Below are 15,017 nucleotides of genomic sequence, written 5' to 3'. Positions count from 1 at the left end.
GAGTAAATGTGATGAAACGACCTGTTGAAGTTAAGTTTTATGATAGAATTCTCGCTGAAGCCCGTCGTGCCTGGATTGTACCGGATCAGCAACAAGGGATTGCTCTGAAACTTGATGAGGATGTTCCAGCACAAGTTAGCGCTGCAGATTTTTATTTTGCTTATCCGGACATGGCCTACATTGGTGGTGTCGGTGGTCGTAAATCGATTATTGAGCTGCCTGAAGAACGTCGGATTGAGTTTTTAAGCAAAGCGCCGCATTGGCTCGGGATTAAACATAAAGATATTTATCATGCGATCTGGAAGTTTGAACGTTCACCGATCCTGATTTTCTTTTCCATGATCATCGTGATTAGTGCAGTGATTGTGATTTTAAAATGGGGGATTCCTTATACTGCCAAACAGCTAGCAAAACTCCTTCCGGAGCAGACTTTAGTTGAAGTAGGCAACCGGACAGAGCAGCAGTTAATTGCCCAGACCCAGCCAAGTACACTCCCGGCAGAACAGCAGACACGATTAAAAACTTTGTATGAACAAAAGATTGCTGTAGGAAAACCTGCAAAAATTATTTTCCGTCAAGGTGGATCAAGCATGGGTATGAATGCCGCAGCCATCCCGAATAACACCATTATTGTGACCGATGAGCTGGTGAAAATCAGCGGCACCGATGAAGAAGTCCTTGCCGTACTGGCCCATGAACAAGGCCATCTGGTACAAAAACACAGCATGCAAAAAGTGATTTCTAATCTGGGTGCGGCGGGACTGTTTGCCTTGGTAACTGGAGATTTAAGTGATGTGGTCACAGCCTCTGTAGTCGTGTTGACTGATGCCGGATATTCGCAGGCGATTGAACTGGATGCCGATGACTATGCCATGCAGCATTTGCATCAACAGCAGATTTCCAGTATTCATTTGTCTAACTTTTTGCAGCGGGTGGAAAATGCCAGAATACTGGCAGAGGAATCGCAAACCTTAAAAATGAAAAATTTCACCCTGAATATTGATGGAAAAGACCGGCATCTGACAGAAACCGAACTGAAATGGATTCGCCTGATCGGGAAGTTTAAAAAATATCTGGAATCTCACCCCGAACTGGATAAAAGAATTGAGCGTATTCATGCCTTTAATGAACAAGCGAATCATCGTATTTAGTTTCTGATCATTGCTATGCCTTAATCATCAAGGCATTTTAGTCTCTATCTTTGCCAATCGGCAGTCAGATTTTCCTGTCCCATACGGATCAGATGATCCAGCACGACATTTTTGAGTTTATTCAGGTCAGTGGAATCAGCATTGCTCTGAATCGTTACGGTTAGATGATCTTGTTCAGGAGCCAATATCACTTCAGCATTTGGAAAATGAATCAGGAAATTTTGTTCGGTTTCATCAATATTAAATTTATGTTTCCAGTGATTGGCCAGGCGTTTGGCAATTCGTGAAGCTTGTTGCGTCTGGATATGGGCAATACTTTTCATCAGTTTTCTACACTATTCATCATTATTCTGCACTTTAAACCAGGCGGTGATGCCGGCATAAGCACTAAAGCGTTACACAGCGTTTTAATCTTGCAACATCGAATCACAGTAGCCGGAGCGGATTTGATATAATGGGAAAAATCCAATTTCAACAAGCCAGGTTCTCCCATGTCCAAGCCTTATTTAATTGCCCCTTCTATTTTATCTGCTGACTTTGCCCGTTTAGGTGAAGAAGTCGAGAACGTGTTGGAAGCAGGTGTAGACGTTGTCCATTTTGATGTCATGGATAACCATTATGTGCCGAACCTGACTTTTGGTGCGGGTGTTTGCAAGGCCTTGAAAAATTATGGGATTAAGGCGCCAATTGATGTGCATTTGATGGTTAAGCCGGTAGATCGCATGATCGGAGATTTCCTTGAAGCGGGTGCTGATATCATTACTTTCCATCCGGAAGCGTCTGATCATATTGACCGTTCTTTACAGTTGATCAAATCAGGTGGCGCCAAAGCGGGTCTAGTATTTAACCCAGCAACGCCACTGCATTATCTGGATTATGTACTGGATAAAGTCGATCAAATTCTGCTCATGAGTGTGAACCCGGGCTTTGGTGGACAGAAATTTATTCCAATGACTTTGGATAAATTGCGTCAGGCACGTCAACTGATCGATGCTTCAGGTCGTGATATTCGTCTGGAAGTCGATGGTGGTGTTACACCGAGTAATATTCGTGAAATTGCTGAAGCGGGTGCCGATATGTTTGTGGCGGGTTCAGCTATTTTTGGCAAGCCAGATTATAAAGCTGTGATTGATGAAATGCGTGCAGAGTTAGCCAGAGTAGGACAGATTCAACTCTAATCGCTAAAACATCAGATGCGCATAAATATGTGGATAACTTTATGGATAAGTGTGTAGATATCTATGTTGATAACCATATGGATATGTTGCATAAAATGTAATCATTTGTACCGTGGTTGATTGTGATTTAGACAATATTTGTATAAAAAGAACTCAAATTGGGTTCTTTTTTATTACATATAACCCTTATGTTTAGTGGTTATTTGTTAATCAAGAGTTAATAATTCAACCAAGTAAAAAATGATCAATGTCTCGCATATTTGTGTTTCATTATGTAATTACTCCAGACAAAGTTTAAATTTAATTGATGTGTATAACTTAATATTCTGAGTCCATTCTCATGTAATTGTTGTGGATGAATTGCCCGATTATTAGAACTATTTCTGACTTGGCATTTTCAACATCTACCATAACCAGAATAGCCATGAATGTCGTGAGGATTTGAGTAAGGCAAAGTTAAGTTGTATCTCGATAAGTCATGTTTTGTAAAAATAGCCAGATTACTGCAATGTGGTTTTATAAAATTTTTACACCTAGGAGGAACGACCTCCCTTGTGAATTGCATATCGGAATTTACAGGAAAAATCGTCAGGACGGCCTGATTCTTATATAAAAGGAGGAGGGCTGCATGGCCTGGATCGTACTTATTCTTGCGGGTATTTTTGAAATCGTTTGGGCATATTCGATGAAGCTGTCTGAAGGCTTTACCAGACTTACCCCAAGTATTATTACCATTGTCTTCATGGTACTGAGTTTTGCTTTGCTGGCTTATGCGATGCGTACTTTGCCACTAGGTACAGCCTATACGATCTGGACCGGGATTGGTGCAGTGGGTTCATTTCTCATTGGTATTTGGGTTTTGGGTGAACCCGCTACAGCGTTGCGTATGCTGGCTGCCGTACTCATCATTTCCGGTCTGGTGCTGATGAAAGTATCCTCTTCATAATTTGTATCTGCCTGTCTCGGTGAACTGGGTTAATATAGAAAATGAACTCCAGTGATTGGGACAGGGCGCCATCATGAACTTAAGTTATCTCTATATGGATTCTCCCGTAGGTCAGTTACGACTGGTCGCGAATAAAACCGCGCTGGTAGCCGTGCTTTGGGACTGTGAACAGCCGAATCGGGTGAAACTGGCGACCTTGGTTGAAGATCCACAGCATCCGGTTTTGATTGAAACCAGACGTCAGCTTCAGGAATATTTTGCTGGTCAGCGCAATGTTTTTGACCTGCCTTTGGACTTTGCCGGTACTGATTTTCAGAAAAAAGTCTGGCAGGCGCTACTGAATATTCCCTACGGACAGACCCGAAGCTATCGCGACATTGCTGAACAGGTGGGTAATATCAAGGCAGTACGCGCCGTGGGTGCAGCCAATGGCAAAAACCCGATTTCGATTATTGCACCCTGTCATCGGGTGATTGGTCGCAGTGGCAAGCTGGTAGGATTTGCCGGTGGTTTGGATAAAAAAGAAATCCTGTTAAATATTGAGCGAACGCATTAATATTTAAGCACTTAAAATAAATGAAAATTAGAATATGGAACATTCTACCATACAGCTATTAAGTCCACTCTGGTCCAGTTTAGGGTGGATTCTTCTGCTTTTCTTTGGCGTGATGATTTTTAAATTATTCAAGCCATTTTTAAAAGGGAAATTAGGAGAATTTGCGGTTGCTGCCCATGTCAAACTGTATTTAAAAGATCCTCAATATATTCTGCTCAATGATTTGACTCTTCCAGACGGGACAGGTGCGACCACGCAAATTGATCATCTGTTATTAAGTCCTTACGGAATATTTGTGATTGAGACCAAAAACTATAAAGGCTGGATATTTGGAAACGAGCGACAAAAAACCTGGACCCAGAAAATCTATAAACACAGTTATAAATTTCAGAATCCGATTCATCAAAACTATAAGCACATCAAAGTATTGGAGCAGCTACTGGCAGATATTGTGGAACCAGATCTTTTGCATTCTGTGATTGTATTTATGCCAGATGCCGTGTTTAAAACGCCGATGCCAAATCATGTATTTCGGGGGGCGGGCTGGACCGACTATGTGAAAAGTTTTGATCAACAGATGATTTCTGAAACGAAATTAAAACGGATACAACTGCGGCTAGAAAAAGAAGTTTTAGAAAAATCTTGGAAAACTAATCGGGAACACGTAGAAAATTTAAAGCAGCGTGAGCAGTTATAAGTTTTTTACTCAATCATAAAAAAGCCTTTGAATGATTCAAAGGCTTTTTAGTTTTAAATATTTGAAGCTTTCAGTTTTTCGGTAATCTCAGCCAGAACTTTAATCCGTTTTACTTCGTCCCATAATGCTTTGGCTTCAGGATAATGTTTCGACATCATGCCGAGCCATTGCTTGTAACGACCGACCATCCCGATCTCGGTTTTGGCTGGGCCGTTGATAAAACGAATTTGCAGTTGCAGCAGTTCATTCCAGTTCAGCAAAGGTGCATCCGAATTTTGACGAATACATTGGGTCAGGTCGGGTGTGGTTACTGCACCACGGCCAATCATCAGGTCTTCGCAACCAGATTCCAGACGGCACTGTTTGGCATCGGTATTGTTCCAGATTTCACCATTGGCGATCACATTGATCTTAAGTGCTTCACGAATCGGTTGTAGCTGATCCCAAAAAGCGGGTGGAGTATACCCATCGGCTTTGGTGCGTGCATGAACGGTGACCCACGCTGCCCCGGCATCTTCAATGGCATGCGCATTTTCCAGCATAAAATTACGGTCCATATAACCCAGACGCATTTTGGCGGAGACTGGAATATGCGCAGGCACTGCATCACGCACGGCTTTAACCAGCTCATGCACGACTTCGGGTTCATCGAGCAGGACTGAACCACCACGATGACGGTTCACGGTTTTGGCCGGACAGCCAAAATTCATGTCAATTGCCGGTGCGCCCATGGCTGCCACTTTGGCGGCATTCGCTGCTAGCATCTCCGGATTATTTCCTAAGAATTGGACATGTACCGGTGTACCTGCCGCCGTCTTGCCATCATTCAACAGTTCCGGGCAGTAAGTATGATAAATATGATCGGGCAGAAGGGAATCGGTGACACGGATAAACTCGGTCACACACCAGTCAAAGCTACCTACGGATGTCAGCACATCACGCATAATCGGATCGGTTAAGCCTTCCATGGGAGCAAGCACAAGTTTCAACGGTGCACACCTGTAAATTTAAAACGGTGTTATACGTTTTTTTAGGCAGCCTGTCTAGGCTGGATCGGAATTGAATGATGAGTACCTGAAAATTGAACTTTTTGGGCTGATATAAAAAGGCCTTTAATGTGGATTAAAGGCCTTTAAAAGTGAAAATTAAGAAGGTTTAGCAATATCCAGCCATTTTAGTCCGCCAGTTTTTCGACTTTCATACTCTCACGATAATACTGACAGCCCTTGTACAACAGGAAGCAACCAATCAATCCGGCAATCGCATTGACGATCGAGATTGAGTTACCAACCATTAAGGTATTCTGGAAATATTTATCCGTGATTAACGCCACTGCGGTGGTTCCGACACCTAAGGCAATCAGGTTTGAAACCAGCAGGAATTTGGCAGATACCTGTGCGCGTAGCTGATTCGGTGTCAGCATTTGCGTAGCAGCAGCCGATGCAGGAATCGGGAAAGTGGAGAAGAACATCGCCACAAAAATCAGCGCAAATGAAAGCTGCATATTATCGACCTGAGTAAACAGCACACTCGGAATAATCAGCGCCGCACAGCCAATGGCACCGGTACGAATTGCAGCATCGCTATAGCCACGTTTCGAGAAAAAGTCGATCAGCCAGCCACAGAACAAGGCACCTGAAGTATTCGCGACTAGAATAATCGTACCGAGGATATAACCGGTTTGACTCGCATCCAGACCGAAATTACGCATGTAATAGGCAGGTGCCCAGCCTAGCAGCGAATACAGCATCATGGTGTAAAAAGAAAAGCCAATAAAATGACAGAAAAAGGTCTTTTTATGTGTCTTGATAAAACCGATCGAGTTTTTGAAAGATGCTTTAATGACCTGGCCATCCTGACCGACTTTCATACCCTTACGTGCAGGTTCACGCACCGTCAGCACCATGAGTAGGGCCAGCAATACGCCCGGTAGACCGACAATCATAAAGGTGAGTTGCCAGGTTTTTACTTCACCAATAAGCGGTAAAGCCACGAAGCTGACATCTTTGAGCAGGCCAATCACATAGCCGCCAATCAGGAAAGCTAAGCCCGAACCAATAAAGGCACCAATGGCATATACCCCGAGTGCACGACCTAATTTATCTTTCGGAAATAAATCGGCAACGATCGAATAAAAGGCAGGGGAAAGCGCAGCTTCGCCGGCACCCACACTCAGACGTGCAATAAACATTTGAATAAAGTTTTTACTGAGGCCGCAGGCTGCTGTGGCAAGACTCCAGAAAGCAATCCCGGTCGCAATGATTTTAATCCGGGACTTTTGATCCGCCAGTGCGGCAATGGGCAGGCCCATAATGGCATAAAACAAGGAGAAGGCCAGACCTTGTAATAGGCTGAACTGGGTGTCGCTCAGCATTAAATCGGCTTTAATCGGTTCAATCATGAGCGATAAAATTTGACGGTCTACAAATGACAGAATGTAAGCCCCCATACAAATGACCACCACATACCATTGGTAGGTGCTGCTTTCCGGTGGCGGTTCAATCTGTTCAGACAGCGGCACGGCCGATTCTGCTGGTGTAGGCTCAAAACTTTGATTTGGCGGTTGAATCGTCCTTTCAACCATTTCTAGGTTCAGCGATTTATCATTCATCATGCAACATCCTGTGCTGATCGTTTGAGATATTTATTTGATACTTTTAATTTGATTGTTATTTTTATATTGTATCGCATTTAATTAATCTAGAGGCTAAATGGATAGGCGTCAATCTGTTTTTAAGAATAGATACAAATAATTTTTAAAGACTAAAAAAAGGAATCATAATGATTCCTTTTTTTAGTGTGCATTTTTAGCCACGTTCAACCAGGGTTAAAATATCATAGGTTGCAACCAGTTCATCGCGCTGGTTTTTCACTTTAATATCCCAGACCACCACACCATGTGGCTTCTGTGCCGGATCGCGCAGTGCTTTTGGAGTTTTCTGCTTACAGGTCAGTTCTACCTGAATGGTGTCGCCAATTTTTACTGGCTCCACAAAGCGTAAGTTGTCCATGCCATAGTTGGCAATGACTGGACCCTGAGCGGCATCAACGAATAAACCGGCCGCAGCAGACACCACGAAATAGCCATGGGCAACACGCTCACCAAACAGCGATTCTGCTGCAGCAATCTTGTCCATATGCGCATAGAAATGATCACCGCTCAGGCAGCCGAAATTCACCAGATCTGCTTCGGTCACGCTACGTCGTGCAGTCAGTAAACGTTCACCGATACGCAATTCATCAAATGATTTTTTAAAAGGATGCACTCGGTCTTCAAAGACCTGAGCTCCGGCAGTCCAGCTATGGCCGACTTGGGTCATGGCATTTGGCGAGCCTTGAATCGCAGTACGTTGCATATAATGTTTGACTGCGCGCAAGCCACCGAGTTCTTCACCACCACCGGCACGTCCTGGCCCACCATGCACCAGTAAGGGCAATGGCGAACCATGTCCGGTACTTTCTTTGGCACTTTCAGCATCCAGAATGTGTACACGACCATGCCATGGCGAAATTTTGCTGAGCAGTTGTTCAATATTTTCATCGGTATTGCGTACGATGGATGCCACCAGACTACCTTCGCCACGTGCCACCAGGTCAGCAAGTTGAGCCAGGTCAGTATATGGCATTAAAGTCACTACAGGTCCAAAGGCTTCAATCTTATGGATATTTTCTGCCTGAGCTGGCACTTTGCATACCAAAACTGTCGGTGGATAGCATGCAGACTTTTCAGCGTTTTGTACTTGAATCTTAAAGTCCTGACGCAAGTGGCTACCGAATACGATCTCTGCATCCTGGCTGAGCTGTTCAACTTTTGCCGCGACATCATATTTCTGTTTGACGCTGGCCAAAGCACCCATCGTCACGCCTTCCTGAGCCGGATCACCCACAACGACTTTTTTCAGTTTTTCAATTAGGCGACTCTGTACGGTGTCCAAAAGTTCAGCCGGAATGAATGCACGACGAATTGCGGTACATTTTTGTCCGGCTTTAGAGGTCATTTCACGGAAGACTTCACGGACAAATAAATCAATGCTTTCGTCATTGGCTTGTTCAGTCAAAATCGCGCTGTTGACTGAATCTGCCTCCATCGTGAATGGAATAGAGTAGGCATTGAGGTGCGGATGAGAACGGAGTTTTTGTCCTGTTGATGCTGAACCGGTAAAGGTGACCGTATCTTGAGGATTTAAATGATCAAATAAATCATAAATCTGACCGCAAATCAGCTGAAGTGAACCTTCTGGTAAAAAGCCGCTTTCATGAATAGCTTTGACCACGGCGTGGGTCAGCTCGGCACCTTCTGTTGCCGGTTTGACAATACAGGGTACGCCTGCTAGTAGCGTCGGTGCGATTTTCTCCAGCATGCCCCAGATCGGGAAGTTAAAGGCATTGATATGCACTGCGACACCGGCTTTAGGACTCAGTATATGTTTGGCGCCAAAGTTGCCTTGCTTGGATAGCGGAATCCATGCATCTTCAACCCATGCGGTTTCATCACTCAGTTCGCGACGCACCAAACTCGAATAGGCATATAAGGTCCCAATCCCGCCTTCAATATCAATCCAGGCATCTTTACGGGTACAGCCGGTTGCCTTGGCAAGTTCATAAAAGTCTTCTTTGCGTTCCATCAAATACTGTGCCACTTGCTTCAGTGCATTGGCACGTTGATGAAACGTCCATGTGGCAATAGTCGCACCTTTTTGTTTGGCATACTTCACCACGGCTTGGGTATCGATACCCTGACTGCCAACTTGATAAACCGCCTCACCGCTAATGGCATGATAAACCGTACGTAAATCGGCTTGCGCTGTGTATTCTTGGCCGTACACCAGTGAAGCTAAGCTTTTGATGGCAATAGGATTATGAGTTGATTCAGTATCTTGATAATCCATTGTGCTTGAGCTGCTGTCTAACTCTAACATTGTAAAAACTCCATTTATGATACGTTTTGAGGGGTATTTTTAATTTTGATGTTTCATAATTTGTGTTGAAAAATTGAAAATGTCAATCATAAATCTGTGTTTAAAAATGAATAACAATAAAATAAAAAATATTAAATGATGTAAAACATATATTTACAAAAAATAAGGGATAAAAATTAAATGATACCAATAAATAGATATTGATTTTAATTACGTATCGTTTTAATTTGGGTGTATCAACACTTGGGATAAGTGAGGGAACAATGAATAACCAACAACAAATCTTCGATCAAAAGATTGAAAAGGATATTTCCATAGAGCCGAAGGACTGGATGCCGGATGCTTATCGTAAGACCTTGATTCGTCAGATCGGTCAGCATGCACACTCTGAAGTGGTGGGCATGTTGCCGGAAGGCAACTGGATTACCCGTGCACCGACCTTGAAGCGTAAAGCTGTGCTGATGGCAAAAGTTCAGGACGAAGCCGGTCATGCTTTGTATCTGTACAGTGCTGCAGAAACCTTGGGTGCGGATCGTGACGACATGATGGATAAACTGATTGCCGGTCGCATGAAATATTCTTCAATTTTCAACTATCCAACCCTGAGCTGGGCCGATGTTGCCGCGATTGGCTGGCTGGTAGATGGTGCAGCAATTGTCAATCAGGTTGCGCTGTGCCGTACATCTTATGGTCCTTATGCCCGCGCTATGGTGCGTGTGTGTAAGGAAGAAAGTTTCCATCAGCGTCAGGGCTTTGAAGCCATGATGGAACTGGCCAATGGTACGCCGGAACAAAAGCAGATGGCACAAGATGCAGTGAACCGTTTCTGGTGGCCGGCCCTAATGATGTTTGGTCCAAGTGACGATAATTCACCGAACAGTGCACAAAGCATGCAGTGGAAAATTAAATTATTCAGTAACGATGAGCTACGTCAGAAATTTGTCGATAACACCGTGTCGCAAGTTTTACAGCTGGGTTTAACCGTTCCCGATCCAGACCTTAAATTCAATGAAGCCACCGGACATTATGAATTTGGTGAAATCAATTGGGATGAGTTTTTTGCGATTCTTGCAGGCAAGGGACCGTGTAACCATGAGCGTATTGAAGCACGCCGCAAAGCTTGGGAAGGCGGCAAGTGGGTACGTGATTCAGCAGCCGTCTATGCGCAGAAACAGCAGCAACAGTCAGCAGCACAAAAAGTTGCTTAAAAAATAGTTTGATCAATATAAGGAAATTTGCTCATGAATAACAAAAACAACTGGTCACTTTATGAAGTGTTTGTGCGTAGTAAACAGGGTCTGAGTCACCGTCATGTCGGCAGCCTGCGTGCGCCGGATGAGGAAGTCGCACTACAAAATGCCCGCGATGTATATACCCGCCGCAATGAAGGCATCAGTATCTGGGTGGTGAAATCTGAATTGATTACCTCTTCCCAGCCAGATGAAAAAGCAGAGTTTTTTGAACCCGCTTTGGACAAGGTTTATCGTCATCCAACCTTTTATAACATTCCAGCTGGCATCGAGCACATGTAAGGGAAGGATGAAGATGATGACAAATCAAGTATTGGCAGAATTTCTTTTACATGTGGGTGACAGTCAACTGATCCTGTCTCATCGTTTGGCAGAGTGGTGTGGTCATGCACCTGAACTGGAGCTGGATATTGCCTTAGCCAATATCGGACTGGATTTATTGGGTCAGGCACGTACTGCCCTCAGTCTGGCGGGTGAAGTGGAAGGACAGGGCCGTGATGAAGACAAGCTGGCTTATTTCCGTACCGAACGTGAATACCGTAATTTGCTGCTGTGTGAACAGCCGAATGGTGACTTTGCCCAGACCCTGGTGCGCCAGTGGTTGATGGATCACTACCACGCTTTATTGTTTAGCGCCTTAAGTCAAAGTCAGCATGCTGAGTTGGCCGCCTTTGCAGTGAAGTCACTCAAAGAAGTGAAATATCACCAGCGTTTTTCCACCACCTGGATGGAGCGCCTAAGTTTAGGTACCGCAGAAGCGCATGAAAAAACCCAGCAAGGTTTAAACCAGTTATGGCGTTTTACCGAGGAACTTTTTGTTCTGACGGCTGATGAAAGACAGTTGGTCGATAGCGGTGTCATTCCAGATATTGAAAATTTAAAAGCCCAGTGGCTGGAGACCATTACATCCGAGTTAGCGCGATTTGAATTAAGCCTGCCAGAGCTAGGCGCTTATCGCAGTGGGGCTAAACAGGGTTTACATACAGAACATCTCGGTTTTGTTTTGGCTGAACTGCAATACATGCAGCGCTCATATCCAAACATGAACTGGTAATTCGGCACAATCACAGGGAGTGAGTCGCATGAATCTGATTCGACACGTAGAAGATCAATGTTGGGACGTTTTACAGCAGGTTTCTGATCCAGAGATTCCGGTATTGTCAGTGATTGATCTGGGTATGATTCGTGGCGTCGAGCTGAATCAGCAGGATGAAATTGTGGTGCGACTCACGCCGACCTATAGCGGCTGTCCGGCCACGGATTTATTAAAAGCAGAAATTACCCAGGCTTTCGAGGCGAACGGTTTGACGCCAGTCAAAGTGATTGTCGATCTGTCTGAAGCCTGGACTACGGACTGGATGAGTGAATCGGGCAAACACAAATTACAGCAGTATGGTATTGCCCCGCCGCAAGGCCAGTCACATAGCTGTGGTACGCATGTGGCATTGACCGATGGCATCACCTGTCCACAGTGCTTAAGTCATAACAGCAAATTATTAAGTGAATTCGGTTCAACCGCCTGTAAAGCTTTATATCAATGTCGGGACTGCTTAGAAACTTTTGACTATTTCAAATGTATTTGATTGTAACGATTGCTCGGTGGTCAGGGTAAACCAATAACAAGCCTGAACACCGCCACCTAAAAGAAGGATTTTGCCATGAGCCAATTTATACCGTTAACCATTAAATCGATTCAGCCACAAACCGAGCAGGCGATCTGCATTGCCTTTGATCTCGCGCCTGAACAATTGGATGCTTTCCAATATCAGCCAGGTCAGCATCTCACCATCCGCCATTTAAGCGATGACGGCGAGCTGCGCCGCTGCTACTCGATCTGCAGTGATACTCAGGAAGACATGAGCATTGCGATTAAAAAAATTGATCAGGGTCAGTTTTCAACCTGGGCCAATGCGCATCTCAAAGCGGGCGATGTACTAGAAGTCATGCCACCGCAAGGGGTGTTCTTTCAGAAAGCCGCCAAGGCTGGTGGCCAGAATTATCTAGGATTTGCAGCAGGCAGTGGCATTACACCAATTTTATCGATTGTAAAGTCGGTGTTGAACCGTCAAGCGGAAGCAACATTCACTCTGGTATATGGCAACCGCTCCTGGAAACAGACCATGTTCTCTGAACAGATCATGGACTTGAAAGACCGTTTTAAGGAACGTCTGCAACTGGTAAATATTTTTTCACGTGAACTGAATGACAGTGACATCTTTAATGGTCGGATTGATGCAGACAAATTGCAGCAGTTATTTCAGGCCAATCTGATTTCTGCCGAAGCAGATCACTGTTTCGCTTGCGGTCCTGAAGAAATGATGACAGCAGTCGAAACGGTATTACCGACTTGGGGCATTCAGCGCAGCAAGATTCATACCGAACGTTTCAATACCGGGACTGCACCACGAGCAACCGCCCAGCAGATGGAAAGCCGCAGTGAAGAACGCGTCAATATCATCCTCGATGGTCGCGAGCTGATTGTTGAAGTCTCTAAACAGGATGACAGTATTTTAGATGCTGCGCTACGTGCCGGAGCCGACCTGCCATATGCCTGTAAGGGCGGCGTTTGTGCTACCTGTAAATGTAAGGTGCTGGAAGGTCAGGTTGAAATGGCGGTGAATTACAGTCTGGAAGAAGACGAAATCCAGAAAGGTTATGTGCTGAGCTGTCAGGCACGTCCGACCACAGCCAATGTACGTCTGAGTTTTGATGAATAAGTACGGAATCAATTGCTGAGCATAGCAGGAGTTCAAGGATGACTTACATTAAAACCAGCTCACCCAAGCCAGGTGTGGTACTGATTGAGCTGAATCGCCCGGAAAAGCGTAATGCCTTAAACAATGCCACCTTGCAAGACATTGCAGCCTGTTTACAAGACTTGGAAACAGATGCTGCTGTGAAAGCCGTGGTCATCACCGGAAATACACAATGCTTTGCTGCTGGTGCCGATTTAAATGAGCTGGCGCAGTTAGATGTGGTTAGCATCCAGCAGGATCAGCGGCCACTGCTGTGGAAAAAAATTGATGAATTTTCCAAGCCTTTAATCATGGCCGTAAATGGCTATGCTTTTGGTGCAGGTTTCGAATTGGCTTTGCATGGTGACATGGTGCTGACCGGAGAAAATGCCCAGTTTGCCTTGCCTGAAATTGGCTTAGGCATGTTGCCGGGTGCCGGTGGAACCCAGCGTCTGGCCCGTCTGGTCGGTCAGCAATTGACGATGCGCTGGGCCATGACCGGTGAAATGATTTCGGCACAGACCGCATTGCAACATGGCATTAGCAGCCAGGTTTGTCCGGCAGAACTGACCGTGCAATACGCACTGGAGCTGGCAGAAAAAATTGCCAAGCAGGCACCGCTGGCTATTCGTGCCATCAAGCAATCTTTAAAGTCGATTCATGAAGTGACTTTAAGTCAGGGACTGAAACTTGAACGTCAACATTTTGTCTGGCTGGCGGCGACCCAAGATCGCCAGGAAGGCATCAATGCATTTTTAGAAAAAAGAAAACCAGAATTTAGAGGTGTGTAATGGATTATCAAACAATTATTGTCGAAGAAAAAAATGCAGTGGGCTACCTGACCTTTAACCGTCCAAAACAGCTCAACAGCTTTAATGAAACCATGCATCAGGAAGTCTCCAAGGTCATCAAGGCCTGGGCCAAAGACAGCCAGATTCGTGCCGTAGTGATCTCAGCCGAAGGCCGCGGTTTCTGTGCCGGTCAGGATCTGAATGACCGTGTGGTCGATCCGAATGCCGATGCACCGGACTTAGGTCTGTCGATTGAAAAATATTACAACCCTCTGATTAAGCTGATTACTGAAATGCCTAAACCGGTGATTTGTGCGGTGAATGGTGTGGCAGCAGGGGCAGGCGCCAATATTGCCCTGGCCTGTGACATTGTGGTGGCAGCAAAATCGGCTTCCTTTATTCAGGCCTTCTGCCGTCTTGGCTTGGTGCCAGATTCAGGCGGTACCTGGTTCCTGCCGCGTCTGGTCGGGCGTGCTCAGGCGATGGGCCTTGCCATGCTCGGCGATAAAATTCCGGCTGAGCGCGCAGTACAACTGGGCATGATCTGGCAAGTGGTTGAAGATGAACAACTGCAAGCAGAAGCGAAAAAACTGGCAGAGCATCTGGCACAGCAACCGACCTATGGTCTGTCCCTGATCAAAAAAGCCATCCATGCCGCAGCCGACAATAATCTGGATGAGCAGCTCATTCTGGAACGTGACCTGCAACGTCTGGCTGGACGTTCAAGCGACTATAAAGAAGGTGTACAAGCCTTTATGCAGAAGCGTACCCCTGAATATAAAGGATGCTAAATC

16 protein-coding genes are annotated in these 15,017 nt (G+C 45.2%); 12 read left to right on the top strand and 4 right to left on the bottom strand.

Annotated features, from left to right (window positions below; all coding sequences use genetic code 11):
* The first annotated feature begins 11 nt into the window (after positions 1 to 11).
* On the top strand, positions 12 to 1,151 hold the full coding sequence (locus F891_RS05905; protein ID WP_005262585.1) for a M48 family metallopeptidase: 1,140 nt from the start codon (positions 12 to 14) through the stop codon (positions 1,149 to 1,151).
* A 44-nt stretch (positions 1,152 to 1,195) separates the two neighbouring features.
* Here F891_RS05905 and F891_RS05900 read toward each other — a convergent pair whose 3' ends face one another.
* The gene (locus F891_RS05900; protein ID WP_005262583.1) at positions 1,196 to 1,474 is read right to left on the bottom strand and encodes a DUF2218 domain-containing protein; all 279 of its coding nucleotides are present in this window, start codon (positions 1,472 to 1,474) and stop codon (positions 1,196 to 1,198) included.
* Positions 1,475 to 1,642: 168 nt separating this feature from the next.
* Here F891_RS05900 and rpe point away from each other — a divergent pair, with 168 nt between their 5' ends.
* From rpe to F891_RS05880, 4 genes are all read left to right on the top strand, one after another.
* Complete coding sequence (gene rpe, locus F891_RS05895) at positions 1,643 to 2,329, top strand: ribulose-phosphate 3-epimerase (RefSeq protein ID WP_005262570.1); 687 nt, start codon at positions 1,643 to 1,645, stop codon at positions 2,327 to 2,329.
* 628 nt (positions 2,330 to 2,957) lie between these two features.
* Positions 2,958 to 3,275, top strand: coding sequence for a DMT family transporter (locus F891_RS05890; protein ID WP_004279177.1), 318 nt, complete (start codon positions 2,958 to 2,960; stop codon positions 3,273 to 3,275).
* A 73-nt stretch (positions 3,276 to 3,348) separates the two neighbouring features.
* Positions 3,349 to 3,831 (top strand): methylated-DNA--[protein]-cysteine S-methyltransferase, encoded by a 483-nt coding sequence (locus tag F891_RS05885; protein WP_005262555.1) that lies wholly within the window; start codon positions 3,349 to 3,351, stop codon positions 3,829 to 3,831.
* A 34-nt stretch (positions 3,832 to 3,865) separates the two neighbouring features.
* Complete coding sequence (locus tag F891_RS05880; RefSeq protein WP_005262552.1) at positions 3,866 to 4,528, top strand: nuclease-related domain-containing protein; 663 nt, start codon at positions 3,866 to 3,868, stop codon at positions 4,526 to 4,528.
* Positions 4,529 to 4,581: 53 nt separating this feature from the next.
* On the opposite strand, the gene F891_RS05875 is transcribed toward F891_RS05880, so the two are convergent.
* The 3 genes from F891_RS05875 to paaZ form a co-directional block, all read right to left on the bottom strand.
* Positions 4,582 to 5,517, bottom strand: coding sequence for a tRNA-dihydrouridine synthase (locus tag F891_RS05875; RefSeq protein WP_005262551.1), 936 nt, complete (start codon positions 5,515 to 5,517; stop codon positions 4,582 to 4,584).
* A gap of 185 nt (positions 5,518 to 5,702) precedes the next feature.
* On the bottom strand, positions 5,703 to 7,142 hold the full coding sequence (locus F891_RS05870; protein ID WP_005262550.1) for a spinster family MFS transporter: 1,440 nt from the start codon (positions 7,140 to 7,142) through the stop codon (positions 5,703 to 5,705).
* A gap of 193 nt (positions 7,143 to 7,335) precedes the next feature.
* Positions 7,336 to 9,447 carry a phenylacetic acid degradation bifunctional protein PaaZ gene (gene paaZ, locus F891_RS05865; RefSeq protein WP_004646054.1) on the bottom strand — a complete coding sequence of 704 codons (2,112 nt, stop codon included), beginning with the start codon at positions 9,445 to 9,447 and terminating at the stop codon, positions 7,336 to 7,338.
* 263 nt (positions 9,448 to 9,710) lie between these two features.
* Between paaZ and paaA the strand changes: the two genes are divergently transcribed.
* The 7 genes from paaA (at position 9,711) to paaG (ending at position 15,014) form a co-directional block, all read left to right on the top strand.
* Complete coding sequence (paaA, locus tag F891_RS05860; protein WP_004646055.1) at positions 9,711 to 10,655, top strand: 1,2-phenylacetyl-CoA epoxidase subunit PaaA; 945 nt, start codon at positions 9,711 to 9,713, stop codon at positions 10,653 to 10,655.
* Between the two features lie 33 nt (positions 10,656 to 10,688).
* Positions 10,689 to 10,979 carry a 1,2-phenylacetyl-CoA epoxidase subunit PaaB gene (gene paaB, locus F891_RS05855; protein ID WP_004279183.1) on the top strand — a complete coding sequence of 97 codons (291 nt, stop codon included), beginning with the start codon at positions 10,689 to 10,691 and terminating at the stop codon, positions 10,977 to 10,979.
* A 16-nt stretch (positions 10,980 to 10,995) separates the two neighbouring features.
* Entirely contained in the window at positions 10,996 to 11,751 is a 756-nt protein-coding gene (paaC, locus tag F891_RS05850; protein WP_026056591.1) for a 1,2-phenylacetyl-CoA epoxidase subunit PaaC, read from the top strand.
* Positions 11,752 to 11,779: 28 nt separating this feature from the next.
* Positions 11,780 to 12,280: a 1,2-phenylacetyl-CoA epoxidase subunit PaaD gene (paaD, locus tag F891_RS05845; protein WP_004646058.1), complete on the top strand. Its 501-nt coding sequence runs from the start codon at positions 11,780 to 11,782 to the stop codon at positions 12,278 to 12,280.
* Between the two features lie 75 nt (positions 12,281 to 12,355).
* On the top strand, positions 12,356 to 13,414 hold the full coding sequence (gene paaE / locus F891_RS05840) for a 1,2-phenylacetyl-CoA epoxidase subunit PaaE (protein WP_005262548.1): 1,059 nt from the start codon (positions 12,356 to 12,358) through the stop codon (positions 13,412 to 13,414).
* 38 nt (positions 13,415 to 13,452) lie between these two features.
* Positions 13,453 to 14,223, top strand: coding sequence for an enoyl-CoA hydratase-related protein (locus F891_RS05835; protein WP_004646060.1), 771 nt, complete (start codon positions 13,453 to 13,455; stop codon positions 14,221 to 14,223).
* A complete protein-coding gene (gene paaG / locus F891_RS05830; RefSeq protein ID WP_005247159.1) occupies positions 14,223 to 15,014 on the top strand; it encodes a 2-(1,2-epoxy-1,2-dihydrophenyl)acetyl-CoA isomerase PaaG in 792 nt (263 codons plus the stop codon). The genes F891_RS05835 and paaG overlap by 1 nt, the downstream gene beginning before the upstream one ends.
* The last annotated feature ends 3 nt before the right edge of the window (positions 15,015 to 15,017 follow it).

Source organism: Acinetobacter sp. CIP 101966, assembly GCF_000369725.1.
GTDB classification, from domain to species: Bacteria; Pseudomonadota; Gammaproteobacteria; order Pseudomonadales; family Moraxellaceae; genus Acinetobacter; species Acinetobacter lwoffii_Q.
The sequence above is the reverse complement of the archived record's forward strand: the minus strand, read 5'-3'. Positions and strand labels throughout refer to the sequence as shown.

Coding starts and splice junctions, on each gene's coding strand:
- F891_RS05905 (WP_005262585.1), top strand. CDS start 12: ATGAAACGACCTGTTGAAGTTAAGTTTTATGATAGAATTCTCGCTGAA.
- F891_RS05900 (WP_005262583.1), bottom strand. CDS start 1,474: ATGAAAAGTATTGCCCATATCCAGACGCAACAAGCTTCACGAATTGCC.
- rpe (WP_005262570.1), top strand. CDS start 1,643: ATGTCCAAGCCTTATTTAATTGCCCCTTCTATTTTATCTGCTGACTTT.
- F891_RS05890 (WP_004279177.1), top strand. CDS start 2,958: ATGGCCTGGATCGTACTTATTCTTGCGGGTATTTTTGAAATCGTTTGG.
- F891_RS05885 (WP_005262555.1), top strand. CDS start 3,349: ATGAACTTAAGTTATCTCTATATGGATTCTCCCGTAGGTCAGTTACGA.
- F891_RS05880 (WP_005262552.1), top strand. CDS start 3,866: ATGGAACATTCTACCATACAGCTATTAAGTCCACTCTGGTCCAGTTTA.
- F891_RS05870 (WP_005262550.1), bottom strand. CDS start 7,142: ATGATGAATGATAAATCGCTGAACCTAGAAATGGTTGAAAGGACGATT.
- paaZ (WP_004646054.1), bottom strand. CDS start 9,447: ATGTTAGAGTTAGACAGCAGCTCAAGCACAATGGATTATCAAGATACT.
- paaA (WP_004646055.1), top strand. CDS start 9,711: ATGAATAACCAACAACAAATCTTCGATCAAAAGATTGAAAAGGATATT.
- paaB (WP_004279183.1), top strand. CDS start 10,689: ATGAATAACAAAAACAACTGGTCACTTTATGAAGTGTTTGTGCGTAGT.
- paaC (WP_026056591.1), top strand. CDS start 10,996: ATGACAAATCAAGTATTGGCAGAATTTCTTTTACATGTGGGTGACAGT.
- paaD (WP_004646058.1), top strand. CDS start 11,780: ATGAATCTGATTCGACACGTAGAAGATCAATGTTGGGACGTTTTACAG.
- paaE (WP_005262548.1), top strand. CDS start 12,356: ATGAGCCAATTTATACCGTTAACCATTAAATCGATTCAGCCACAAACC.
- F891_RS05835 (WP_004646060.1), top strand. CDS start 13,453: ATGACTTACATTAAAACCAGCTCACCCAAGCCAGGTGTGGTACTGATT.
- paaG (WP_005247159.1), top strand. CDS start 14,223: ATGGATTATCAAACAATTATTGTCGAAGAAAAAAATGCAGTGGGCTAC.